The organism is Streptomyces sp. NPDC003635, from assembly GCF_053587635.1.
In genome coordinates this window covers 1-22,798 of sequence record NZ_JBSFOK010000038.1, presented here as the reverse complement: position 1 = coordinate 22,798, position 22,798 = coordinate 1, and the positions used below count along the sequence as shown (strand labels likewise).

At 73.2% G+C, this 22,798-nt stretch carries 22 protein-coding genes and 1 pseudogene; 12 read left to right on the top strand and 11 right to left on the bottom strand.

Translation table 11 applies throughout. The features are described 5' to 3' along the window. Positions 1-4: 4 nt before the first annotated feature. Together ACWDRW_RS29160 and ACWDRW_RS29155 are read right to left on the bottom strand one after the other, a co-directional pair. Positions 5-931 (bottom strand): GNAT family N-acetyltransferase, encoded by a 927-nt coding sequence (locus ACWDRW_RS29160; RefSeq protein ID WP_451727789.1) that lies wholly within the window; start codon positions 929-931, stop codon positions 5-7. Between the two features lie 48 nt (positions 932-979). Further along, positions 980-1,405, bottom strand: a complete 426-nt coding sequence (locus ACWDRW_RS29155) for an OsmC family protein (RefSeq protein ID WP_451727786.1) — start codon at positions 1,403-1,405, stop codon at positions 980-982. A 214-nt stretch (positions 1,406-1,619) separates the two neighbouring features. Between ACWDRW_RS29155 and ACWDRW_RS29150 the strand changes: the two genes are divergently transcribed. Both ACWDRW_RS29150 and ACWDRW_RS29145 read left to right on the top strand, forming a co-directional pair. Then, on the top strand, positions 1,620-2,519 hold the full coding sequence (locus ACWDRW_RS29150) for a GNAT family N-acetyltransferase (RefSeq protein WP_451727783.1): 900 nt from the start codon (positions 1,620-1,622) through the stop codon (positions 2,517-2,519). Positions 2,520-2,587: 68 nt separating this feature from the next. Next, positions 2,588-2,911, top strand: a complete 324-nt coding sequence (locus ACWDRW_RS29145; protein WP_451727781.1) for a hypothetical protein — start codon at positions 2,588-2,590, stop codon at positions 2,909-2,911. An 11-nt stretch (positions 2,912-2,922) separates the two neighbouring features. On the opposite strand, the gene ACWDRW_RS29140 is transcribed toward ACWDRW_RS29145, so the two are convergent. Beyond that, on the bottom strand, positions 2,923-3,810 hold the full coding sequence (locus tag ACWDRW_RS29140) for a Gfo/Idh/MocA family protein (protein ID WP_451727778.1): 888 nt from the start codon (positions 3,808-3,810) through the stop codon (positions 2,923-2,925). 238 nt (positions 3,811-4,048) lie between these two features. Between ACWDRW_RS29140 and bdeA the strand changes: the two genes are divergently transcribed. The 10 genes and pseudogenes from bdeA (at position 4,049) to hypE (ending at position 16,088) form a co-directional block, all read left to right on the top strand. After that, entirely contained in the window at positions 4,049-4,951 is a 903-nt protein-coding gene (gene bdeA / locus ACWDRW_RS29135; RefSeq protein WP_451727775.1) for a bis(hydroxyethyl) terephthalate hydrolase, read from the top strand. Between the two features lie 63 nt (positions 4,952-5,014). Continuing rightward, a pseudogene (locus tag ACWDRW_RS29130) lies at positions 5,015-6,544 on the top strand (LuxR C-terminal-related transcriptional regulator); the annotation flags it as partial. A gap of 202 nt (positions 6,545-6,746) precedes the next feature. Beyond that, positions 6,747-8,024 (top strand): PucR family transcriptional regulator, encoded by a 1,278-nt coding sequence (locus ACWDRW_RS29125; protein WP_451727773.1) that lies wholly within the window; start codon positions 6,747-6,749, stop codon positions 8,022-8,024. Between the two features lie 102 nt (positions 8,025-8,126). After that, positions 8,127-9,842, top strand: coding sequence for an enoyl-CoA hydratase-related protein (locus ACWDRW_RS29120; RefSeq protein ID WP_451727770.1), 1,716 nt, complete (start codon positions 8,127-8,129; stop codon positions 9,840-9,842). Further along, a complete protein-coding gene (locus tag ACWDRW_RS29115) occupies positions 9,839-10,411 on the top strand; it encodes a hydrogenase maturation protease (protein WP_451727767.1) in 573 nt (190 codons plus the stop codon). The genes ACWDRW_RS29120 and ACWDRW_RS29115 overlap by 4 nt, the downstream gene beginning before the upstream one ends. A gap of 81 nt (positions 10,412-10,492) precedes the next feature. Next, on the top strand, positions 10,493-11,242 hold the full coding sequence (hypB, locus tag ACWDRW_RS29110) for a hydrogenase nickel incorporation protein HypB (protein WP_451727764.1): 750 nt from the start codon (positions 10,493-10,495) through the stop codon (positions 11,240-11,242). Further along, positions 11,239-13,566 carry a carbamoyltransferase HypF gene (gene hypF / locus ACWDRW_RS29105; RefSeq protein WP_451727761.1) on the top strand — a complete coding sequence of 776 codons (2,328 nt, stop codon included), beginning with the start codon at positions 11,239-11,241 and terminating at the stop codon, positions 13,564-13,566. The genes hypB and hypF overlap by 4 nt, the downstream gene beginning before the upstream one ends. A gap of 2 nt (positions 13,567-13,568) precedes the next feature. Next, positions 13,569-13,886 (top strand): HypC/HybG/HupF family hydrogenase formation chaperone, encoded by a 318-nt coding sequence (locus ACWDRW_RS29100; RefSeq protein WP_451727758.1) that lies wholly within the window; start codon positions 13,569-13,571, stop codon positions 13,884-13,886. Next, positions 13,883-15,025 carry a hydrogenase formation protein HypD gene (hypD, locus tag ACWDRW_RS29095; RefSeq protein WP_451727756.1) on the top strand — a complete coding sequence of 381 codons (1,143 nt, stop codon included), beginning with the start codon at positions 13,883-13,885 and terminating at the stop codon, positions 15,023-15,025. Before ACWDRW_RS29100 ends, hypD begins: the two co-directional genes overlap by 4 nt. 73 nt (positions 15,026-15,098) lie before the next feature. Beyond that, positions 15,099-16,088: a hydrogenase expression/formation protein HypE gene (gene hypE, locus ACWDRW_RS29090; RefSeq protein WP_451727966.1), complete on the top strand. Its 990-nt coding sequence runs from the start codon at positions 15,099-15,101 to the stop codon at positions 16,086-16,088. 48 nt (positions 16,089-16,136) lie between these two features. On the opposite strand, the gene hypA is transcribed toward hypE, so the two are convergent. The 8 genes from hypA to ACWDRW_RS29050 form a co-directional block, all read right to left on the bottom strand. Continuing rightward, positions 16,137-16,475: a hydrogenase maturation nickel metallochaperone HypA gene (gene hypA, locus ACWDRW_RS29085; RefSeq protein WP_451727753.1), complete on the bottom strand. Its 339-nt coding sequence runs from the start codon at positions 16,473-16,475 to the stop codon at positions 16,137-16,139. 7 nt (positions 16,476-16,482) lie between these two features. Continuing rightward, positions 16,483-16,635 (bottom strand): hypothetical protein, encoded by a 153-nt coding sequence (locus ACWDRW_RS29080; RefSeq protein WP_451727750.1) that lies wholly within the window; start codon positions 16,633-16,635, stop codon positions 16,483-16,485. 55 nt (positions 16,636-16,690) lie between these two features. Continuing rightward, on the bottom strand, positions 16,691-16,897 hold the full coding sequence (locus ACWDRW_RS29075; RefSeq protein ID WP_451727747.1) for a hypothetical protein: 207 nt from the start codon (positions 16,895-16,897) through the stop codon (positions 16,691-16,693). A 47-nt stretch (positions 16,898-16,944) separates the two neighbouring features. Beyond that, positions 16,945-17,541 (bottom strand): DUF5947 family protein, encoded by a 597-nt coding sequence (locus ACWDRW_RS29070; RefSeq protein WP_451727744.1) that lies wholly within the window; start codon positions 17,539-17,541, stop codon positions 16,945-16,947. Further along, complete coding sequence (locus tag ACWDRW_RS29065; protein WP_451727741.1) at positions 17,538-18,092, bottom strand: NifU family protein; 555 nt, start codon at positions 18,090-18,092, stop codon at positions 17,538-17,540. Before ACWDRW_RS29065 ends, ACWDRW_RS29070 begins: the two co-directional genes overlap by 4 nt. After that, positions 18,085-19,878, bottom strand: coding sequence for a nickel-dependent hydrogenase large subunit (locus ACWDRW_RS29060; RefSeq protein ID WP_451727738.1), 1,794 nt, complete (start codon positions 19,876-19,878; stop codon positions 18,085-18,087). The genes ACWDRW_RS29065 and ACWDRW_RS29060 overlap by 8 nt, the downstream gene beginning before the upstream one ends. A 66-nt stretch (positions 19,879-19,944) precedes the next feature. Then, entirely contained in the window at positions 19,945-21,033 is a 1,089-nt protein-coding gene (locus ACWDRW_RS29055) for an NADH-quinone oxidoreductase subunit B family protein (RefSeq protein ID WP_451727735.1), read from the bottom strand. A gap of 1 nt (position 21,034) precedes the next feature. After that, positions 21,035-22,549: a hypothetical protein gene (locus ACWDRW_RS29050; protein WP_451727732.1), complete on the bottom strand. Its 1,515-nt coding sequence runs from the start codon at positions 22,547-22,549 to the stop codon at positions 21,035-21,037. Between the last annotated feature and the right edge of the window lie 249 nt (positions 22,550-22,798).

Here is a 22,798-nt window from a genome sequence, read left to right as displayed (position 1 = left end):
GCCGTCAGGTCAGCACCGTCTCCCAGGTGTCGACGGCGAAGTGCACCGTCATGCCGTGGCGGGCGTACAGGCCGGGCGCGCCCGTGGTGTTGCCGGTGTCCACGCCGAGGCCGACCGTGTCCCGGCCGCGTCCGGCGAAGGCGGCGAAGGCGTGGCGCAGCAGCAGACCGCCGAGGCCCCCGGCACGGGCCTCGCGCCGGACGCCGATGCTGCGGATCCAGCCCATGGCCTCGCGGTCGTTGCGCGCGAGGAGGAAACCGGCGTCGCCCTGCTCCTCGGTGCTCACGATCCACACCAGGGACCAGTCGAGCGTCTCGGCGTCGACGTCGTGCAGCCACTGTTCGTAGGAGCGCGGCTGGAAGTCGAAGTGCTCGGCGAAGGTGGCCTGGTACAGGGCGTGGACGGTCCTTCGGTCCGCCTCGTCGGCACAGGCCCGCAGCAGTACACCGGGTGGGGTCCGGGGGTTGAGGTCCGTGGCGGGATCCACCGGGCGGTGCAGTACGTGGTAGCGCCGTACGACGGACCAGCCGCGCTCTGCGATCAGCGAAGTGTCCAGCGTGGGCTCGACGTTGAGGTGGAGATGGACCACGGCCCTGGACGCGCCGTTCGCGCGTGCCCTGGCCAGGGCCCTGGTCTCCAGCGCCGTGAACAGCAGCTGCCCGGCCTCCTGGTGGTCGGGCAGCACATAGTGGTCGGCGTCGACGCGCTCGCCGTTCGACTCGTCCCACACCAGCGCGTAGGCCACCAGCCGGTCCTCGTGGAAGGCCAGCCAGGAGTCCTGGGAGAGATCGACCTCGGGGTGCTTGAGATCGGCCTCGACGGCGTGGAGATCGGTCTCGGGCCGGCCGATCTCGAGCACGTCGACCTGGTTGAGCAAATCGGTGATGGCGGGCGCGTCGGCGAGCTCGGCGGGGCGTATGGCGTAGTGCATGGGGTCAGGGTCCGGCTCCGGGACGTCCGGCCGCAACGGAATAAAGGGTTAGGCGCCTTCGACCGTTACCGTGACCGGCGTGCCCGCCTCGATCGTCCTGCTGACCGTGCAGAGCCGGTCGTGGGAGGTCTTCACCGCGCGGGGGAGGATCGCGCGGGCGCGGTCGCCGCCCTCGCCCTCGGGGAAGGCGACGGAGAAGGTGACCTGAAGGTCGGTCATCCGGTTGCCCTCCGCGTCACTGACCTTGTGGCCGGTCACGGTGACGGTGAACCGGTCGGGTTCCGCGTGGCGGGTGGTGGCGACGTCCACGTCGGCCATGGTGCAGCCGCCGATCGCGGCGAGCAGCAGCTCCACCGGGGTGAAGTCGGCGCCCTCGGTGCCGAACCGGACAGTGCCGCCGCGGGTGTTGACCGCGGTGAAGTGGCCGGTGGCGGTCCGCTCGACGGTGACGGAGCGCAGGGAGTTGTCGGTCATGCCGCAGACCCTAATCGGGCCCGCCTCGGGAAAATGTGTGGACGCACCCGGGGAAGATCCCCTACGTTGTGATCGTCACGCCTCGAGACGACGGAAAGGAGGCGAGTGCCGTGCAGTTCTCCCTCACCCGCGCTCCCTTCACCGCTATCCCGGCGTGCTTCGTGTGACCTGACCGGGAGCGCTCTTCGCAGCATGCATCCCGGAGGAATCCACCATGACCGATCTGGTCATCCGTACGCTCGGCGAGAGCGACACCCACCTGTTCGACGCCCTGCCCGACCCGTTGGGCGCGAGCGAGGCGCATCGCGCCACCGTGCACCGCCCCGATTGGAAGCGTGTGGCCCTGCGCGACGGCCAGGTCGTCGCGCGCGGCGCCTGGTGGGGCGGCCCCGACGCCACGGAGCCGATGCTCGTCAACTGGTTCGACGTGGCCGAGGGGGAGGAGGAGGCGGGTACCGAACTCCTGCGCTCCGCTCCCTGGCAGGTCGAGCTCGAGTTCAACCTCCCCGCCGGCTGGCGGGACGACCCGGCCACGCGTGCCGCGGCCGAAGCCCGTTTCGAGGCCGCCCGGGCGGCCGGATACGAGCTCCTCGTCGAGCGCTTCCTCTACCGGTGGACGCCCGACTGCGGGCTCCCCGAGCGCCCCGGACGGCTCGTCTTCGAGCCCGAGCCCGATGACGCGGTGTTCTTCGACGCACTGCGCCGCATCCACTCCGTCACCCTGGACGCCCACGCCCTGAAGGCCATCGAGCAGGGCGGACTCGACCAGGCGGCCCAGGAGGAGCTGGACTTCTTCCACTGGTGCCCCTCCCCGCGTGAGTGGTGGCAGATCGCGCGTACTCCGGAGGGCGAGCTGGCCGGCATCCACATCCCGGCCCGCAACCAGACCTCGCCCGTCATCGGCTTCATCGGTGTCCTGCCCGAACACCGCGGCCGCGGCTACGCGTACGACCTGCTCGTGGAGTGCACCCACTTCCTGGCCGAGCGGGGCGCGGAGTTCATCAGCGGAGCCACCGACCAGGGCAACTTTCCGATGGCCGCGAACTTCGCCAAGGCGGGTCACCCGGTGATCAGGGAGCGGATCGACTTCCACCTCCCCGGCGCCACCGGCTAGGCGGCCCGCCTGTCGGTGCCGGATGCCATGCTGATCCGGCACCGACAGGGACGGCACACGGGGGCACGGTGGGATTCGACGGCGAGGTGTGGCAGGTCCGCGGCGGGGACGGGCCGGTCGGGGAGATCAGGATCGACGAGGCCGACTTCCCCTGGCTGTCGGGCCGCTTCACGCCGGGTCCCGGGTACGCCTCCGTGCGCGAGTTGTTCGCCCGCGAACTCGCCCTGCTGGACCGGCTCGACGAGCACGTGGAGGAGTGGGAGGCGGTCCACGCCGAGATCGCGCGGCGTGTCCGCCTCGCCTCACCGGACGGCCCGGTCGCCGAGTTCCTGCTGCACATCGACGGCGACCGGGCCTGGTTCCGGTGGAGCGACGAGCCCTTCGAGGACTGACCGCCCCGGTCTCAACCGCCGCCGTTCAGCAGGGCGTCGGCCTCTTCGAGGATCTCGGTGACCCGCAGGCCGAAGGCCGCGTCGCACGGGTGCGGGCGGCCGGTGCGGACCGCGGCGAGCAGGGCGTCCGTCGCCCGTGCGAACGCCGGTACCGCTCCCTGCGTGCTCGCCGGGAGAGTGGTCACCCCGGCGGTACCGCGCAGCTCCACGGCGGCTCCGGCGGCCGCGGCCGGGGCCGTCAGGCTCAGCGCCAGCGCGCTCGACGCGCCACCCGCGTGCTCCAGCACCAGATGCGTGGTGTCCCCGGGCCCGGGCGCGGCCGCCGCCACCCGCCGCACCTCACCGAGGACCGGCAGCAGCACCGACAGGGCGTGCGGCCCCACGTCCCACAGGGCGCCCTTCTCGCGTCGCCACGGCGAGTGCGCGAAGGGGCTGTCGTCCCCGCTGAACACCGCGCCCAGCCACTGCGCGTGCGCGGTGAACCAGCCCTGTGCGGCGGCCTGTTCGGCGATCCATTCCTCGGTCTCCGGCTGGAACCGGGTGGTGAAGAACACCACCGAGGCGACCTCGGCACGCGTCGTCGCCGCGACGACCGCGCGGCCCTGCTCGGCCGTCGTGGCCAGCGGCTTGTCCAGGAGGAGATGACACCCCGCCCGTGCGGCCCGTACCGCGAGCTCGGCCTGGACGGCCGGGGGCAGCGCCACGGCGACGGCGTCGACGTCCGCGAGCAGCGCGTCGACGTCGTCGTAGGCCCGTACGCCATGACGGTCGGCGAGTTCCTTCGCCGCGTCCGTGCGGCGGCCCCACACCCCGACGAAGTCCACGTCCGCGTGCCCGTCGAGAGCCGGTGCGTGGGCCATCCGTGCCCACGGGCCGGTGCCGAGCAGTCCGATGCGCATACCGTCGCCTCTCCATGCAGCCGTAACGGATGACGATCGAGCGTTTCACACCCGCCCGGACCGGGAGCCAGCAGGGCCGGGAACGGCGCGGCCGGATCCGGGCGCACGAGACCGGTGAACTTGCCGGTCCCCGGCGACCGGCCCGGCGCCCACAGTGGCACCGCCAGTCAACCGGCGGTGACCGGCGGCACGGTAATTTCGCGCCGCCCGTCCGCCACGACAGAGAGGACGACTCGTCGTGCAGGTCCACCCCCACACCAGGCCCCGCAGGGCCGGCCGGCTCGCCGGAGCCGCGGCGGCGCTCGCCGTGGTCCTCGGGCTCGGCACCCTCGCCGGTCCCGGCGCCCACGCGGCGGACAACCCCTACGAGCGCGGCCCCGCGCCGACCACCGCCAGCATCGAGGCGGCCCGCGGCTCCTACGCCGTGTCGCAGACCTCCGTCTCCTCCCTCGCCGTCACCGGCTTCGGCGGCGGCACGATCTACTACCCGACCACCACCAGCGACGGCACCTTCGGGGCCGTGGCGATCTCGCCCGGGTACACCGCCTACGAGTCCTCGATCGCCTGGCTGGGCCCGCGTCTGGCCTCCCAGGGCTTCGTGGTCTTCACCATCGACACCAACACCACCCTCGACCAGCCCGACTCCCGGGGCCGTCAACTGCTCGCGGCCCTGGACTACTTGACCCAGCGCAGCTCGGTGCGCGGCCGCGTGGACAGCAGCCGCCTCGGTGTCATGGGCCACTCCATGGGCGGGGGCGGCAGCCTGGAGGCCGCCAAGTCCCGCCCCTCGCTGCAGGCGGCGATCCCGCTCACCCCGTGGAACCTCGACAAGAGCTGGCCCGAGCTCACCACACCCACGCTCATCTTCGGAGCCGACGGCGACACGATCGCGCCGGTCTCCAGCCACGCCGAGCCGTTCTACACGAGCCTGTCCTCCGGCCTGGACCGTGCCTATCTGGAGCTGAACGGCGCCACCCACTTCACGCCCAACACGTCCGACACGACGATCGCGAAGTACAGCATCTCCTGGCTCAAGCGGTTCATCGACAACGACACCCGCTACGAGCAGTTCCTGTGTCCGCTGCCTCGCCCGAGCCTGACCATCGAGGAGTACCGGGGCAACTGCCCGCACAGCGGCTGACGTTGTGCTCCCGCACGGCCGCCGCCCGGAAAGTCTGGGCGGCGGCACAGTCCGTTTTCCACCCCGGTCGCCCGCAGTCGCAGGTCACAGGCCGCTTCGGCGGACGTTCCGGCGGAGGCGACCGGCTTCCGTCGCGCGTTACGCGCAAGTAACCTCGCGGGAATGATCGGTGACAGGAGCGCGCGGACCACGGACCGCGGGTGGGCCGAACTCGCCTGCGGAAGGGCTCGGTTGGGGGACGGCCCCGTCGACGACGCCCGGGAGACCCTGCTGCTGGCCGCCTCCCTGCTGGCGGCCGAGGAGCCGGAGCAGGCCGAGGCGGCACGACTCGCCGCGGTCGACGCGGCCTGGGCCGCGGGAGACCTGGCGGGCTGTCTGAAGGCGCTCGGCGAACCGGCACCGGGCGATGCCGTGGCGGACTACCGCACCGGGATGAAGGCCCTGCTGGAGCAGCGCCCCGACCGCGCGACGGCGCCGCTGCGCCGTGTGCTGGCCCACGACAGCGACCGGCCCGAACATCTCCTGCGGTGTGCCACGGCCGCCCTGCTGCTGGGCGATGTCGTCGCCGCCCGCCGGGCCGGGGCCCGCGCCCTCGCCGTGGCCCGGGACCGCGACTCGGCCGCGCTGCAGTCCCGGGCCCTGGAGTACCTCGCCTACGCCGAGCTCCGCGCCGGCCGGCACGCCCAGGCGCGCACCCACGCCGAGGAAGGCGTGCGGACCGCGCACCGGGCCGGACGCCGCAACACGGTGGCGCATCACCGGGCGATGCTGGCGCTGGCCGCGTCCATCGTGGGGGAGCGGGCGACCGTGGCCGAACACGCGACGGCCGCGCTGACCACGGCCCGTCGGCACGGCCTGGCCCAGGCGGCGACGCTGGCGGAGTGGGCCCTGGCCCGGACCGACCTGGGCTGCGGCCGCCCCCTCGACGCGGCCGACCGGCTCGGGCCACTGGTGCTGCCCGGCGTGCGGCGCGGACACTTCGCGGTCTGGATGCTCATGGTGCCCTGCTTCGTGGAGGCGGCGCTGCTCGCCGACCGGCCGGACGACGCGCGGGCCGTCGTGGAGGACTTCGCGCGGTGGGCGGCGTTCGGTGCCGATCCGCACGCCCCCGCCCAGCTCGCCCGCTGCCGTGCGCTGCTGGCCCCCGGGGAGCGGGCGGACGAGCTGTATCTGCGGGCGCTGGCCCTGCACGACGTGGCGGGCGGGGACTTCGAACGGGCCCGGACCGAACTGCTGCACGGCAAATGGCTACGGCGCCGGCGGCGGCTGCGGGAGGCGCGGGTGCGGCTGGGGGCCGCGCTGGTGGGGTTCGAGCGGTGCGGGGCGGGGGCGTGGGCGGAGCAGACGCGCGCGGAGCTGCGGGCCAACGGGGCCGCCGGCTTCGAGGGCGCGGGCGGGGAGCTGGCCCGGCTGACACCGCAGCAACTGCGGATCGCCCGCCATGTCGCCGAGGGCGCCACCAACCGGGAGGTCGCCCTGCGCCTCGCCGTCAGCACCCGCACGGTCGACTACCACCTGCGCAATGTCTTCGCCACGCTCGGTGTGCGGTCCCGGATGGAGCTGGCCCGCATGGTCGATCAGCAGGGCCGGTGACGGCCGACGTGCGGTTCTGTGAGAGGCGGGAGGAAAAAGAGCGGTGCACGACCCTAGGGACCGACCGGTTGGTATGTCATCCTTCGGGGCAGGACGAGTCGGGCGGCCCCCGCCGTACGGGCTACGCCGGCGACACGGCCGACCGGACACCGATGAGTCTCCCGGTGCGGGCGCACCGCCGGGAGTCCGAGGGAGGACCGCGATGCAACCTGCCGTGAGGGCACGCGCGATGATCCGCACCGGGCCGGTGCCCGTTCCGCAGAGGCGGCCCGGGCGCGGGCGGTCGCTGATCGACGCCGACGCGCTGCGGGTCCTGCACCGGGCCGCGCGGGTGCTGCTCGACGACCTGGCCGACCTCACCGACCGGCTGGTGGCCGTCGTCCAGGAGCAGGAGACCGCCTACCGGACCGCCGTGGAGAACGACTACGCGGGCACCTGGCAGGAGGTGAACCGCTCCCTGCGGCACAGTGTGCTGTCGCTGCTCGACCCGCGCGGCAACCGGGACGCGGCACGCCGCTGCTCCTGGCAGATCGGCGTGCGGCGCGCGGAGCAGGGCGTGCCGCTGGACGCCCTGCTGCACGCGTTCCGCCTCGGCGGGTCACTGGTGTGGCAGCGGCTGGTGGAGGAGACCTCCCGGACGGCACCCGAGGACGTACGGCTGCTGGTCCATGTGGCCACCGACGTATGGAACTTCGTCGACGAGCACTGCACCCTCGTGGCGGACGCCTACCGGCAGGCCGAGCGGCAACTGGCCTGGCGGCGCGAGAACCGGGTACGGCTGCTCGCGGCCGCCCTTCTCGACGGCACCAGCCGCATCGCCGACCTGCCCGAGACCGCCGACGGACTGGGCCTGCCGGAACACGGCCGGTACGTGGTCGTCGCGGTCACCGGCGGACGGCCGGCGGGCCCCTCGGGCGCCCGCGCCGCCGCCGTACCGCCCGGCACGCACGTGCACTGGCACACAGGAGTGGAAGTGGACTACGGCATAGTCCTGGTCGGCGACGAGGATCCGGAGGGCGAGGACGGCCCGCTGGAGGCCCTGGACACGCCGCCCGGCACCAAGGTGGGCGTGGGCAACGTGGTCACGGGCCTGGCCGCGGTGGGCGACGCCCGCCGCCTCGCGGACCTCGCCCTGAGCATCTGTCCGCCCCAGGGCGGCAAGATCCGCCTGACGGAACACCTCCCCGAGGCCCTGGTCGTCTCGTGCCCCGAACTCGGCGCGACCCTCGCGGACCAGGTGCTGGGGCCGCTGCTGCGGCTGGAACCGGCCGACCGGGAGGTCCTCCTGGACACCCTGTCCGCGTGGCTGTCGTGCGACGGCTCCGCCCAGCGGGCGGGGGAGCGGCTGTACTGCCACCGCAACACCGTCCTCAACCGGCTGCGCCGCTGCGAGCAGCTGACGGGCCGCTCGCTGGCCCGGCCGCTGGACGTGGTGGAGATCAGTCTGGCCCTGACCGCACGGCGGCTGCTGCGCGGCTGAGGTGCCCGCGGGATCCGGATGGAGGAAGTGGGCCGACACGGGGCTGCGAAACGCCGTGGCTATCCTTCCCAGCCCCGCGGAAACCGGCGAGCATCCGGCAATATGGACATCTTGCTCGTCGCCAGCGCGTTCAACAGCCTGTCCCAGCGTGTGTACGCCGAACTGTCCGACCTCGGGCACCGGGTGGACGTCGTGCTCGCCTCGCACGGCCCCGACGCGGTCCGTGCCGCTGTCCGCGAGGTGCGCCCGGAGCTGATCATCGCTCCGATGCTGAGGACGGCGCTGCCGGAGGACGTGTGGCGGGAGCACACCTGCCTCGTCGTCCACCCCGGTCCGCCCGGCGACCGCGGCCCGTCCTCCCTGGACTGGGCGATCGCCGAGGCGGCGCCCCGCTGGGGAGTGACGGTGCTCCAGGCCGAGGCCGCGATGGACGCCGGCCCCGTCTGGGCGGCCGAGTCGTTCCCGGTGCCGCCGGTGGGCAAGAGCGACCTGTACCGGGGCGAGGTCGCCGACGCCGCCTCGGCCGCCGTCCGCACGGCCGTACGGCGCTACGCCGAGGGTTCGTTCAAGCCGCGCCCGCAGAGCGATCCCGCGGTCAGCGTGGTGTGGCGTGACCCCTTCCGGCAGGAGCAACGGAGGATCGACTGGGAGAGGGACGGCACCGAGGCCGTGCTGCGCACCCTGCGCGGCGGTGACTCGCAGCCCGGCGTCCTGGACGAGATCCTCGGCCGGGAGGTGTTCCTGCACGGCGGACACCCCGAGGACCGGCTGCGCGGACGGCCCGGGGAACTGCTCGCCACCCGGGCGGGGGCGGTCTGCCGGGCCACCCGCGACGGCGCGGTGTGGATCCCCGAACTGCGCCCCCGCAAGAACTCCGGTGACCCTTCACCGTTCCGCCGCCCCGCGGCCGACGTGCTCGCCTCCTTCACGGTCGCGAGCCCGAGCGGCCGTGCCCCGCTGCCGGAGGACCCCGCCCCGCTCGAACTGCCCCCGGACCGGCGGACCTGGACCGACATCCGCTACCGGCAGCGCGGCGACACCGGCTTCCTGACCTTCTCCTTCCCGGGCGGGGCCATGAGCACCGGCCAGTGCCGCAGGCTGCTCGCCGCCTACCGGCACGCCCTCACCCGCCCCACCTCGGTACTCGTCCTCGGCGGGGCGCGGGACTTCTTCGGCAACGGCATCCATCTGAACGTCATCGAGGCGGCCGCCGACCCGGCCGGTGAGTCCTGGGCGAACCTCAACGCGATCGACGACCTGGTCGAGGCGGTGCTGCGCACCACCGACCGGCTGGTGGTGGCCGCGCTCGGCGGCAACGCGGCGGCCGGCGGCCTCATGCTCGCCCTGGCCGCCGACGAGGTGTGGTGCCGCGCGGGCGCCGTCCTCAACCCGCACTACCGCAGGATGGGCCTGTACGGCTCGGAGTACTGGACCTACACGCTGCCCCGCCGCGTCGGCGCGGACACGGCCCGGCGGCTGACGAGCGAGGCGCTGCCGGTGAGCGCCGCCACCGCGGCGCGCCTCGGGCTGGTGGACCGGCTCGTGCCCGTCGCGGCCCGGGACTTCGCCGCCGAGACCGAATGCGGGGCCGCGGCCCTCGCCGCCGCCCCCGACCTCGCGCGGCGCGTCGCCGCGAAAGCCGAGACACGCAAGGCCGACGAGGCCCGGCGGCCCCTCGCGGACCACCGGCGCGCCGAACTCGCCCGGATGCGCGCCGTCTTCTTCGACGCGCGGGCCCCCTACCACGCCCTGCGGTCCGCCTTCGTCAGAAAGCAGCCGGGCGGATCCGCCCGGCCGCTGAGCGAGGGCGCGGGATGACCCGCCCCGGTGCGCGGCTGCTGGTCGCGGGGGTCGGCAACATCTTCCTCGCGGACGACGCCTTCGGCCCCGAGGTCCTGCGCGCCCTGGAGCGGCGCCCGCTGCCGCCCGGGGTGCGGGCGCGGGACTTCGGCATCCGAGGGCTGGACCTCGCCTACACCCTCCTGGAGGGCTACGACGTCGCCGTCCTGGTCGACGCGGCCGAGCGGGGCCATCCGCCCGGCACCCTGTCCCTGATCGAGCCGGAGCTGCCCGACGGCCCCCACGCCGCGGCGCCGCCCGAGGCGCACGGAATGGACCCGGCGAAGGTCCTGGCCCTGGCCGCCCACCTCGGGGACGGACCGCTGCCGCGGGTCCTCGTGCTGGCCTGCGAACCCCAGGCGCGGCCGCGCGAGGACGAGGGCATCGTCCCCGGCATCAGCGCGCCGGTGGCGGACGCGGTCGAACGAGCCGTCGAGGCCCTGCACGCCCTGGTTCCCGCGCTTCTCGCCGATCCCGCGGCCACACCTCGGTTGAGCCGCCCGGAGGAATCCGCGAACCCGTCCGCGGCCGGGCTCGCCGCTCCGTAGGCCCGCGGCGTCGAGGATCGATGACCGGGACGCCCCCCGCGTCCCGGTTCATCCGCGTGTCCATCGTGAGGAGCTGCCCCCATGTGCGAGTCCGAGGACGTCACGCACGCCGTCCAGGCCGTCCTGGCCAAGAACGACGGCCTGGCCGCGCGTCTGCGCGCCGACCTGGACCGGCGCCGGGTGAGCGTGGTCAACCTGCTGTCCAGCCCGGGCAGCGGCAAGACGGAACTGCTGGGCCGCGTGCTGGCGCGCGCGGTGGAGCGGGGCGTCCCGGTGGCCGCGCTCACCGCGGACCTGGCCACCGAGAACGACGCCCGCCGCCTCGCCCGCTCCGGGGCCCCGGTCAAGCAGCTGCTGACCGACGGACTGTGCCATCTGGAGGCCCGGCAGCTGCGCCGGCACGTGGAGGACTGGCTGCCCCAGGACACCGCGCTGCTCTTCGTGGAGAACGTGGGCAACCTCGTCTGCCCCGCCTCCTACGATCTCGGCGAGAGCCTGCGCATCGTGCTCATGGCGGTGACCGAGGGAGAGGACAAGCCCCTCAAGTACCCCACCGCCTTCGGCTCCGCCCACCTGGTGGTGCTCACCAAGACGGACCTGGCCGAACCCGCCGGCTTCGACGAGGCGGCCTTCGGCGCCGAGGTGCGGCAGGTCAACCCCGGGGTGGAGATCGTACGGTCGTGCGCGCGCACCGGCGAGGGCGTCGACACCGTCCTGGAACGCGTGCTCGCCGTGCGGGACGGGGCACCGGTCCACCGGCCGCCCCTGGCGCCGCACCCGCACGGCCACGTGCACGAGGACTCCGGCGTCCCGGCCGGCCGGGTCTCGTGACCGCGCCCGCCACCCCGGCGGTACGCCGCCGCGTCGTCGTGCGCGGCACCGTGCAGGGCGTGGGCTTCCGCCCGTACGTGCACCGGCTGGCCCGCGACCTGATGCTGTCCGGATTCGTCAGCAACACCGCGTACGGCGTGCTCATCGAGGTGGAGGGCCCACCCGACGGCGTGGGCCGCTTCTGCGACCGGCTGGCCGCCGAGCCGCCGCCGCTGGCCGCAGTCACCGGCCTCGGCGTCGAGGACGTGCCCGCCACGGGCGCCGACGACGCCTTCACGATCCGCGCCACCGAGCAGTCTCCGGGCCGCACCCACCTCCCGCCCGACACCGCGCCCTGTGCCGACTGCCTGCGCGAGCTGGCCGAGCCGGCCGACCGCCGGCACCGCCACCCCTTCGTCACCTGCACCCACTGCGGACCCCGCTTCACCATCGCCACCGGGATGCCGTACGACCGCCCGCTCACGACGATGTCCGGCTTCCCCCTGTGCACCGCCTGCGCCCAGGAGTACGGCGATCCCGGCGACCGCCGGTTCCACGCCCAGCCCGTCGCCTGCCCGGACTGCGGTCCCCGGCTGCGCCTGCTGCCCGCGCCCGGCAGCGGCATCCGCCCGGCCGAGGGCGCCGACGCGATGACGGCGGCCCGGGCGCTGCTGGCCGCCGGCCGGATCCTCGCGGTGAAGGGCCTCGGCGGCTATCACCTGGCGTGCGACGCCGGCGACGCACGGGCCGTGGACGAACTGCGCGCCCGCAAGGCCCGCGGCGGCAAGCCCTTCGCGGTGATGTGCGCCGAGCTCGCCGACGCCGAACGGCTGGCCGAGATCTCCGCCGCCGAACGCGCCGCCCTCACCGGGCCCCGGCGCCCGATCGTCCTGCTCCGCCCCCGCCCGTCGAACCTCGCCCCGGGCGTCTGCCCCGGCAGTCCGCACCTCGGCGTGATGTTGCCCTACACCCCGGTGCACTCCCTGCTGTTCGGGCTGCCCGGCGACCCGCCCGGCCCGCGAGCGCTGGTCATGACGAGCGGCAACCGCTCCGGGGAGCCGATCGTCACGGACGACGAGGAAGCCCTGACCAGGCTCGCCGGGCTGGCCGACGCCTGGCTCGCCCACGACCGCCCCATCGCCTCGCCGTGCGACGACTCCCTGCTGCGGGTACGCCCCGACGGCACCGAACAGGTGCTGCGCCGCTCCCGAGGCTACGTGCCCCGGCCGCTGACCCTGCCGTTCTCGCTGCGCCCCACGCTCGCGGTGGGCGGCGACCTGAAGAACGCGCTCTGCCTCGGCGAGGGCGACCAGGCCTGGTTCGGCCCGCACATCGGCGACATGGGGGAGCTGACCACCCTGGAGGCCGCGCGGCGGGCCGAGACGCACCTGCGGCGCCTGACCGGCGTGAGCCCCGAACGCGTCGCCGCCGACCGGCACCCCGGGTACCACTCGGCACGCTGGGCGCGTCGGCGCGCCTCGGGGCTGCCCGAGCCGCGGCCCGTCCTCGTCCAGCACCACCACGCGCACGTCGCCTCCACGATGGCCGAGCACGGGCTCGACGGCACCACCCCCGTGATCGGCGTCGCCTTCGACGGCACCGGCTACGGCGACGACGGCACCGTCTGGGGCGGCGAGGTCCTGCTAGCCGACTACCGCGGCTACCGGCGCTTCGGCCACCTGACCCCGGCCCCTCTCCCAGGCGGGGACACGGGGGTGGCCAACCCCTGCCGTCTGGCGCTGGCCCGGCTGTGGGCGGCCGGCCTGCCCTGGGACCCGGACCTGCCCAGCGTCACCGCCTGCGCACCCGATGAACTGACGCTGCTGAAGAGGCAGTTGACGCGTCAGCTGGCCTGCGTGCCGACCTCCAGCATGGGGCGGCTCTTCGACGCCGTCGCCTCCCTGGCGGGCGTGTGCCACCGCGCGGGATACGAGGCCCAGGCCGCGGTGGAGCTGGAAGCCGCGGCGGCCTCCGCCTGGGGCGACGACCGTACGGCGTACCCCTTCGGGACCGGGCCCCAGGGGTTCGACCCGGCACCGCTGCTCGGCTCGATCCTCGCCGATCTGCGCCGGGGCACCCCGGCGCCGCTGATCGCCGCACGCTTCCACCGCGGTGTCGCGCGCGCCGTGCTGGAGATCTGCCGACGAGCGCGTGGGTCCACCGGGCTCACGGCCGTCGCCCTCAGCGGCGGCGTCTTCGCCAACGCGCTGCTGGAACTGGAGTGCGCGACGCTGCTGGCCGACGACGGCTTCGCGGTGCTCGGGCACGGCGAAGTCCCGCCGAACGACGGCGGGTTGGCCCTCGGCCAGCTGGCGGTCGCGGCACACCGACGACGAACGGAGTGACCATGTGTTTGGCAGTGCCCGGCAAGGTCGTGTCCATCGATGCCGGAGCCGATCCGCTCACCGGGCTGATCGACTTCGGCGGCGTGCAGAAGGAAGCGTGCCTGGAATACGTCCCCGAGGTGCGGGTCGGTGAGTACGTCATCGTGCACGTCGGGTTCGCCCTCCAGCGCCTGGACGAGGAGTCGGCGTTGGCCTCCCTGAAGCTCTTCGAGGAACTGGGGCTGCTGGAGGAGGAGTTCGGCGACGCCTGGGAGCAGGCGGCCCGGGACGCGGGGGTCGCCGCGGTGCCCGAGGAGACCCGAGAGAGCGAGGCCCGGTGAAGTACATCGACGAGTTCAACGACCCCGACCTGGCGCGGCACCTGCTGGACGAGATCCGCGCCACCGCCACCCGCCCCTGGGCCCTGATGGAGGTGTGCGGCGGGCAGACCCACTCCATCATCCGGCACGGCATCGACCAACTGCTGCCCGAGCAGGTGGAGTTGATCCACGGGCCCGGCTGCCCGGTCTGTGTCACCCCGCTGGACGTCATCGACAAGGCCCTGGAGATCGCCGCCCGCCCCGGGGTGATCTTCTGCTCCTTCGGCGACATGCTCCGGGTACCGGGCACCGACCGCGACCTGTTCCGGGTCAAGGGCGAGGGCGGTGACGTACGCGTGGTCTACTCACCGCTCGACGCCCTGGAACTGGCCCGCCGGAACCCGGACCGGGAGGTGGTCTTCTTCGCCATCGGCTTCGAGACGACGGCCCCCGCCAACGCCATGGCCGTGCACCAGGCCCGCCGCCTGGGCCTGACCAACTTCAGCCTGCTGGTCTCCCATGTGCGGGTTCCACCCGCGATCGAGGCCATCATGACGGCCCCGGCCTGCCGGGTGCAGGGCTTCCTCGCCGCCGGACACGTGTGCAGCGTGATGGGCATGGCCGAGTACCCGCAGCTCGCCGAGCGCTTCCGGGTACCGCTCGTGGTGACCGGCTTCGAACCGCTGGACATCCTCGAGGGCATCCGCCGGGCGGTGCGCCAGCTGGAGCGAGGTGAGCACCGGGTGGAGAACGCCTACGCCCGTGCCGTGCGCGAGGAGGGCAACCCGGCCGCCGTACGCATGATCGAGGAGGTGTTCGAGGTGACCGACCGGAACTGGCGCGGCATCGGGCCCATCCCCCGCAGCGGCTGGCGGCTGACCGAGGCGTTCCGCGCCTACGACGCCGAGCACCGCTTCGACGTCGCCGGCATCCGCACCGAGGAGCCCGCCGAGTGCCGCAGCGGCGAGGTGCTCCAGGGGCTGATCAAGCCGACCGAGTGTGCCGCGTTCGGCACCACCTGCACCCCGCGCTCCCCGCTCGGCGCGACCATGGTCTCCAGCGAGGGTGCCTGTGCGGCCTACTACCTCTACCGCCGGATGAACGGCCCGGCGCCGCAGGCCGCCCCGGCCGTCCGCGAGGAGATGAACCCCGTTGTCTGACCTCGTCGAACCGACCGTCGATCCGGCCGACTGGACCTGTCCGGCCCCGCTGCGCGACCAGCCCGTGGTGGTGATGGGGCACGGCGGAGGCGGTGCCCTGTCCGCCGAGCTGATGGAGCAGGTGTTCACCCCGGCCTACGGCAACGCCACCCTGGCCGCGCTCGCCGACTCCGCCGTCCTCGAACTGGGCGGGGCCCGGCTCGCGTTCTCCACCGACGCGTACGTGGTGCGGCCGCTGTTCTTCCCCGGCGGCAGCCTGGGCGACCTCGCGGTCAACGGCACCGTCAACGACCTGGCGATGAGCGGAGCCCGGCCCGCCTTCCTGTCCGCGGCCTTCGTCCTGGAGGAGGGCGTGGAGCTGACCGTCGTGGAGCGGATCGCGCGGGCCATGGGCGCGGCGGCCGAGGCGGCGGGGGTCGTGGTGGCCACAGGGGACACCAAGGTGGTGGAGTCCGGGCACGGCGACGGCGTGTACGTCACCACGTCCGGGGTGGGGCTCGTCCCCGCCGGAGTGGACATCAGGCCGCAGCACGCCCGGCCCGGCGACGCCGTCATCGTCAGCGGGCCGATCGGCCTGCACGGGGTGGCGATCATGAGCGTCCGGGAGGGACTGGAGTTCGGCGTCGAGATCGCCAGCGACACCGCGCCGCTGGCCGACCTGGTGGCGGCGATGCTGTCGGTCACCCCCGACATCCATGTCCTGCGCGATCCCACGCGCGGCGGACTGGCGGCGTCCCTCAACGAGATCGCCCGCGCCTCCGGCACGGGTGTGCGGCTGCGCGAGCGTGCGATCCCGGTGCCGGACGCCGTCGCCAACGCCTGCGGGTTCCTGGGCCTCGATCCCCTCTACGTGGCCAACGAGGGGCGGCTGGTCGCCTTCGTGCCCCCGTCGGCGGCCGAGGAGGTCCTCGCGGCGATGCGCGCCCACCCGCAGGGCGCCGGCGCCACGCTCATCGGGGAATGCGTCGCCGAGCATCCCGGCATGGTGGTGGTCGCGACCGGCCTCGGCGGTACCCGGGTGGTCGACCTGCCACTGGGCGAGCAACTGCCCCGCATCTGCTGACCGCACGCACCGGGCCCCCGCGACACGCCGTCGCGGGGGCCCGGTCCGTCAGTGGACGCCGGTGATCTCCAACTCCCGGCCGCTGCGCAGTTCGGTCGAGGGCCGGTCGCAGCGCGGGCACCAGAAGAACGGTGGCATGCCCACCGCGAACTCCTCGGCGCACGGGCCGCAGTAGGCCTGAGCGGGGACCTGCTCCACCACCAGTTGGGCCGCGGCGAGGGCGGTGCCGTCGCGCGCCACCTCGAAGGCGAAGCTCAGCGCGTCGGGGACGACCCCGGCCAGCTCGCCCACCCGGACGGTGACCGCCGAGACCTCGTCCGTGCCGTCGGCCCGGGCGCGCTCGCCGGCCTGCTCGATGATCGCGGTCGCGATCGAGAGCTCGTGCACGCCCGGCTCACGGATAGCGGCGGCGCGCGCGGAGCCCGCCGGCCATCCGCCAGATCCGCACCTCGCGGCGCAGGCTCGGGAACTCACTGACCAGGAGCGCCAGTGCCACCGCGCCCGCCAGGACGGCCTCGGCCATCAGCACGCGGTGTCCCGATGCCATGGCTCTTTTGTTCTGTGCTCGTTGGACCTTCATCACGGCGACTCCCTGTCGTTCGTCATCCCGGCGGGATGTTCGGCATGACGTCGAGCAGGGCGTCGTGCCGCTTCCAGTGGATCCCGGTGGAGCGGCGCGCGTCCGCGGTGCCGTCCTTGTGGTGCCCGGTCTGGTGCGTGTACGGGCCCCGGTTGCCCTGATGCATGCCGGGCACGTGCCCGGTGGCGTCGGGCTTGGTGTGGGGTCGGCCGACCCTGATGCTGCCCATGAGGTGTTCCTTCCTCCTTCTCGCCGCCGCGCCGCGGGGTGCGGCGGTCATGGCCGCTCGGTGAGGTCCTCGAAGAACCGCTCGACGGCCGGCCAGACCCGGCCACCGCCGGACAGGCCCCGCCATTCCCGGCGGACGACGGCGACCATGCGGAAGCAGTCGTCGACCGGCACGATCCAGTGGTGGTCGAGGCCGTGCACGGTGTTCACGAGCAGTGCCTCCACGTCAGGCTCCAAAGAGGCGAGTTCCGGCCGGTCCCTGGCCAGGCGTCGCCAGGCGGCCGCGTCCACCTCCCATCGCATGGCCCCGGCCGGGCTCGGGCCCTCCGCGGTGACCGTGCCGTCGGCGCGGGGCACGAAGAACACCAGGCCGACGGGTACGCCCAGGACCTCAGTGTCCACCTTGGGGAGCCTGATCCGCCTGCGGGGGACGAGCCGGTAGCGGCCCTCGCCCGCGCCGTCGTCGGCGAACAGCACCGAACAGGCGCCACAGGCACAGACCGGCTGCTCCTCGGAGGTGTCGTACAGATGGGCGTGCTCGTCGGGCACCGGCGCGGCGCACAGGTCGCACCGCTCCGCCTCTGCCGTCGCCGTGCGATCGGCCGAGGAGCGGATGAGGCGGGCCAGGGCTCCGTCCGTGGTCATGGGGCGCCCCGGTGGGTGAGCGTGGTCAGCGGGACGAACGCGGGGGCCGTGACCTCGACCGGTTCCACGGAGGTGAGCTCCGGCGCGACGGCGAGCACGGCCTCCCGGACCACGGCGGTCACGTCGCCCGTGCCCGTACCGCACCCGGAGCCACAACCGCCCCCGGCCGTCAGCCGGACCCGGCCCACACCGGCCTCGACGCCGGCCCACTCCACGTCGCCGCCGCGTTCCTGTACAGCGGGGCGCAGCCGCTCGACCGCGCGCTCCGCCCGGCGCTCGAGCGGCTCCGGGTGGATGGAGTGCAGCACCAGCAGATGTCCCAGCAGCTCGTCGTCGGCGAGGCGTTCGGCCAGCGGTCCGTCGGCCCGGTCCATGACCCGGGCCAGTGCCTCGCCGTAGACCTCCGTCAGGAGCCCCACCGTCTCGAGGGCGGAGCGGTTGGCGGGGCCGGGGGCGGAGGCGAGCCCTTCCAGCAGTTGGTCGAGCCGGGCCAGCCGGGCCTCCACGTCCGGGTCGGCCAGCCGCTCGGCCGGGGCCTGCGGCTCAGCCATGGTTGGCCCCGTACGTCGGCGAGTGCAGCGTCGTGAGCGTCTTGCCCTTGCCGACGTACATGTGCACCCCGCACGGCAGACAGGGGTCGAAGCTGCGGACGGTGCGCATGATGTCGACGCCCTTGAAGTCGTCCGGCCCGTTCTCCTCGAAGATGGGCTGCCCCTGGACGGCGTCCTCGTAGGGGCCGGGGGTGCCGAACTTGTCGCGAGGGCTGGCGTTCCACGGGGTGGGAGGGTACGGGTGGTAGTTGGCGATCTTCTTGTCCTTGATCACCAGATGGTGGGAGAGCACACCGCGCACCGCCTCGTGGAAGCCGCAGCCGATCGCCTCGTCGGGCACCTCGAAGTTCTCGAACACCTTGGTGTCACCGGCCCGCACCAGACCCATGGCCTCTTCGAGGAACTGAAGGGCCATGGCGGCCGCGTAGGCGACGAAGTACGGCCGGGCGCGGTCCCGCTCGATGGTGTTGCTCCACTGCGGGATCTTCCATTCCAGGGTCGTCTCCGGGAGGGACTCGCCCTTGGGCAGGGAGATGCGCACGCTGTTGCCGGTGGCCTTGATGTAGGGGGTGTCGACCAGGCCGCTCAGCGCGGTGGACCACAGCCGGGCCAGCGGGCCGCCGCCGGTGTCCAGGGCGAGGTGCTCACCGGTGCGTCCGTCGTGCCAGCGGGGGCTCATCACCCAGCTGTACTTCTCGTCGAAGTTCCGCTTCTGCGGCACCGGGACCGTCGTCTGGTTCCACGGGTGGCGCATGTCGACCGGGTTGCCGAGGGGGTCGTGGGTGACGAAGGGCTGCTCGTTGACCCAGTCCTCGTAGTAGGAGCTGCCCAGCATGATGCGCAGGCCGAGGTTGATGTCGACGAGGTTGTTGGTGACCAGTTCGCCGTCGACGACGATGCCCGGGGTGACGTACATCGCCTTGCCCCAGTGGTTCATGTTCTCGTAGCGGTAGTCGACGACGTCCGGGTCCTGGAAGGCGCCCCAGCAGCCCAGCAGGATGCGCCGGCGGCCGACCTCCTCGTAGCCGGGCAGCGCCTCGTAGAAGAAGTCGAAGACGTCGTCGTTCATGGCGACGGCCTTCTTGACGAAGTCGATGACCCGCATGAGCCGGCTGAGGTAGTCGGTGAACACCGTGGGCTGCGGGAGCGTGCCGACGCCGCCGGGGTAGAGCGTGGAGGGGTGCACATGGCGCCCCTCCATCAGGCAGAACATCTCGCGGGTGACCCGGCTGACCTTCAGCGCTTCCTTGTAGACCTCGCCCTCGAACGGGTTGAAGGCCTTCATGATGTCGGCGATCGTGCGGTAGCCGTGAATGTCCCCGCGGGGCGCGTCGGTGCGTTCGGCGCGGGCCAGCACACCGGGGTTGGTGGCCTTGACCATCGCCTCGCAGAAGTCCACGAACACCAGGTTGTCCTGGAAGATCGTGTGGTCGAACATGTACTCGGCTGCCTCGCCGAGGTTGACGATGTGCTCGGCCAGCCGGGGAGGCTTGACTCCGTAGGCCATCTGCTGGGCGTAGTCGGAGCAGGTGGTGTGGTTGTCCCCGCAGATCCCGCAGATGCGGGAGGTGATGAAGCCGGCGTCCCGCGGGTCCTTGCCCTTCATGAACACCGAGTAGCCGCGGAAGAGCGACGAGGTGCTGTGGCACTCCACGACTTCCCGGTTGGCGAAGTCGATCTTCGTGTAGATGCCCAGGTTTCCGATGATCCGGGTGATCGGATCCCAGGACATGTCCACGATCTGCGGCGGCTTGCGGTTTGTTGGCCGGGCCTCGGTTGTGGTCATCGCTGGTGTTGCCCCTCGCTGTCGGTGTTCCTCAAGGTCCGTGGGTGGGGTGCCGGTCGCGCCGGGTCAGGGCCGCCAGTGCGGGTTGTAACCGCTGGTCAGCTTCTTCTTGTTGTGGCGCCACCGGGGTTCGTGGTTGACCAGCTCGTTGGTGACGCCGCGCAGCCGGCGGATGACGGCGCCGTACGGCTTGATGGCGAGCGACGACAGCGTGCCGCCGGGCGGCTCGTCCATGAACGGCATGAACGCGTCGGGGAAGCCCGGCATCGTGCAGCCGATGCAGATGCCGCCGACGTTCGGGCAGCCGCCGATCCCGGCCATCCAGCCCCGTTTGGGTACGTTGCAGTTGACGACCGGACCCCAGCAGCCCGTCTTGACGAGGCACTTGGGGGAGTTGTAGTCCCGGGCGAAGCTCGCCTGCTCGTAGTACGAACCGCGGTCGCAGCCTTCGTGGACGGTCTTCCCGAACAGCCACTGGGGACGCAGCATGTGGTCCAGCGGCGGCGGGGGAGCGGAGCCGGCCGCGTGGTAGAGCACCCAGACGAGGGTCTCCATGAAGTTCTCGGGCTGGATCGGGCAGCCCGGCACGTTCACCACGGGCAGGCCGCCCTGGGACCTGAAGTCCCAACCCAGGTAGTCCGCGAGACCCATGCAGCCGGTCGGGTTGCCGGCCATGGCGTGAATGCCGCCGAAGGTGGCGCAGGTGCCCGCGGCCACCACCGCCCAGGCCTTGGGGGCCAGTTGGTCGATCCACGAGTTCAGGGTCTGCGGCTCACCGGTCTCCGGGTCGTTGCCGAAGGACGTCCAGTAGCCGTCGCCCTCGATGACGTTCTGGTTCGGGATCGAGCCTTCGATGACGAGGATGAAGGGGGCCAGGTCGCCGCGTGCCGCCGCCCGGTAGGGAGCGAGGAAGTCCTCGCCGCCCAGGCTGGGGGAGAGCACTTTGTTGACCAGGTTCACCTTCGGCAGGCCCGGGATCAGCCCGAGCACCAGGTCCTCGATGGAGGGCTGGTCGGCGGCGGTGAGGGAGACGGTGTCGCCGTCGCAGCTCATGCCCTCGGAGATCCAGAGGATGTGGATCTCGTCGAAGCCCTGCCGGTCCTCGCCGCGGCTGGGTTCGCCGCTGACCTCGGTGGTGCCACTGTTCGTCGTCATGTCATCGGCCTCCGCTGTGGGGGGTGGGGGAGTCGATCCGCGGCGCGCCGGGGGCCGCTGCGTCGGCGGACGTGAGCGGCTCGAGTTCGTCGGGGCGGAAGTAGTGGAAGCGGCCGTACCAGGAGTGCAGTTCGGCCGCGGGGTCGTCGTCGAGCGTGACGGCGAGGTGCATGCTGCCGTCCACGTCGTGGAGCACCGCGGCGACCTGGGCGGTCCGGCCGACCAGGAACATGTCCTGGGCGTCGGCGCCCCGGCCCCTGGGACGCAGCCGTACCCGGCTGCCCGCGGCGACGGACACGCCGTCGACGAGCACGGTGTCGGTGGTCGGGGAGAGCCCGGAGTCGGCGCCCTCCTGCCACCAGGTGGGCCGTTCGGCCGCGGCCGGCTTCAGCGAGCGGACGGCTCCGTGCAGCCGGGCGAAGACTTCCTGAGGCATGCTGTCGACCCGGTCGAGGATGGCGGCGGCCCGGGGGTCGGTAGCGCGGGCTTCGAGCTTCTCCTCGTCGGTCAGCAGCATCGTGCGCAGTGTGAGGATCTCGTCGATCTCCCCGGCGTCGTGCAGGTCGCCGGGGCTCTCCGGCGCCACCTGGGGGTGGTCGGGGAGGATGATCGGCGCGGAGAGCAGGAGGGGGCTGGTGCCGCCGGCGTCCGTCCCTTCCGCGGGGGGTTCGCCGCCGAGCACGGGGAAGGTGAACTCGTTGCGGCAGGCGCGGGTGTGCTCGATCAGGTCCGCGGGCGGGTCGATCAGCGAGACGAAGTCCACGCCGTCGCCCGCGAGGAGGGTGTGCGTGGCGATGAGTGCGCCGCGCAGGGCCTCGTCGCGCGGTAGCCGCGGATCGGGCGCGGGTCCGGTGTGGGCGGTGCGCACTCGGATCCGGCACACATCCTCGAAGAGATGTTCGGCCACGAGCGTGGTGTGCGCGCTCACCTCCTCGCGGCGGCGCACGAGCCGTCCGGTGCGGCCGGGCAGCTGCTCGATGTCCGTGCCGGCCACCGAGCCGACGGCGACCGTGTGCTCACCTTGGAGGAGGTCGTCCAGCCGGACGGCGACCTCGACCTCGCGCGGCACCGCCTCGTCGAAGGTCAGATGCGTCGTGCCGTCGTCCGTCCGCAGCGACGCGACGGCACGGAGGCCGCCGTCCGCGGTGGCCTCCTCCACCTGCTTGTGCTGCATCTGGAGGTAGCGCACCCGCACCCGTACGACCGCGCCGGGCCGGCGCACGCGCAGCAGGCACTCGGTCCGCTGGTACCAGGAGTCCGCGGAGCCGGACACGCCCGGGACGGCCGGGCCGGAGGCCTCCACCCACTCGAGGGGGAAGAGCACGCCGAACTGCCACCTGACGCGGTTCTTGGCCGAGGAACGGCGGTAGGGGTAGAGCAGGTAGCCCTCGTAGAGAACGGCATCGGCGACGGCACTCAGCCGCTCGAAGTCGCTCGAGGAGAGATCCGGCGGCAACTCCTCGCCGGTCGCGGGGACCGCGTCCGCAGATCCGTCCTTGGTCAGGCCCCTGGGCATTGCGCCTCCTGCCTTCTCGCATCCGTCAGCGCACACATCCGTTCCACCACGGTCACATCCGTAACGGGCCCGCGCTTGCCCGGCCCACCGTCACTGGGCCGTTCGGGGGGTCGGCCAGCCCCCAGGCGCACCAGCCGCCCCCACACGGGGCGTCCCCAGGGCCGGACGCCCCCGCCGGGCCGGACGTCCCCGCCGGGCCGGACGTCCCCGCCGGGCCGGACGTCCCCGCCGGGCCGGACGCCGGCCGGA

Bases quoted from the DNA above. Each gene is read 5' to 3' on its own strand.
- ACWDRW_RS29120 (WP_451727770.1), top strand. From the start codon at position 8,127: ATGGACATCTTGCTCGTCGCCAGCGCGTTCAACAGCCTGTCCCAGCGT.
- ACWDRW_RS29160 (WP_451727789.1), bottom strand. From the start codon at position 931: ATGCACTACGCCATACGCCCCGCCGAGCTCGCCGACGCGCCCGCCATC.
- ACWDRW_RS29115 (WP_451727767.1), top strand. From the start codon at position 9,839: ATGACCCGCCCCGGTGCGCGGCTGCTGGTCGCGGGGGTCGGCAACATC.
- ACWDRW_RS29050 (WP_451727732.1), bottom strand. From the start codon at position 22,549: ATGCCCAGGGGCCTGACCAAGGACGGATCTGCGGACGCGGTCCCCGCG.
- ACWDRW_RS29100 (WP_451727758.1), top strand. From the start codon at position 13,569: ATGTGTTTGGCAGTGCCCGGCAAGGTCGTGTCCATCGATGCCGGAGCC.
- ACWDRW_RS29080 (WP_451727750.1), bottom strand. From the start codon at position 16,635: ATGGCATCGGGACACCGCGTGCTGATGGCCGAGGCCGTCCTGGCGGGC.
- ACWDRW_RS29140 (WP_451727778.1), bottom strand. From the start codon at position 3,810: ATGCGCATCGGACTGCTCGGCACCGGCCCGTGGGCACGGATGGCCCAC.
- ACWDRW_RS29070 (WP_451727744.1), bottom strand. From the start codon at position 17,541: ATGACCACGGACGGAGCCCTGGCCCGCCTCATCCGCTCCTCGGCCGAT.
- ACWDRW_RS29150 (WP_451727783.1), top strand. From the start codon at position 1,620: ATGACCGATCTGGTCATCCGTACGCTCGGCGAGAGCGACACCCACCTG.
- ACWDRW_RS29065 (WP_451727741.1), bottom strand. From the start codon at position 18,092: ATGGCTGAGCCGCAGGCCCCGGCCGAGCGGCTGGCCGACCCGGACGTG.
- hypB (WP_451727764.1), top strand. From the start codon at position 10,493: ATGTGCGAGTCCGAGGACGTCACGCACGCCGTCCAGGCCGTCCTGGCC.
- ACWDRW_RS29055 (WP_451727735.1), bottom strand. From the start codon at position 21,033: ATGACGACGAACAGTGGCACCACCGAGGTCAGCGGCGAACCCAGCCGC.
- ACWDRW_RS29075 (WP_451727747.1), bottom strand. From the start codon at position 16,897: ATGGGCAGCATCAGGGTCGGCCGACCCCACACCAAGCCCGACGCCACC.
- hypE (WP_451727966.1), top strand. From the start codon at position 15,099: ATGGGGCACGGCGGAGGCGGTGCCCTGTCCGCCGAGCTGATGGAGCAG.
- ACWDRW_RS29155 (WP_451727786.1), bottom strand. From the start codon at position 1,405: ATGACCGACAACTCCCTGCGCTCCGTCACCGTCGAGCGGACCGCCACC.
- ACWDRW_RS29125 (WP_451727773.1), top strand. From the start codon at position 6,747: ATGCAACCTGCCGTGAGGGCACGCGCGATGATCCGCACCGGGCCGGTG.
- ACWDRW_RS29060 (WP_451727738.1), bottom strand. From the start codon at position 19,878: ATGACCACAACCGAGGCCCGGCCAACAAACCGCAAGCCGCCGCAGATC.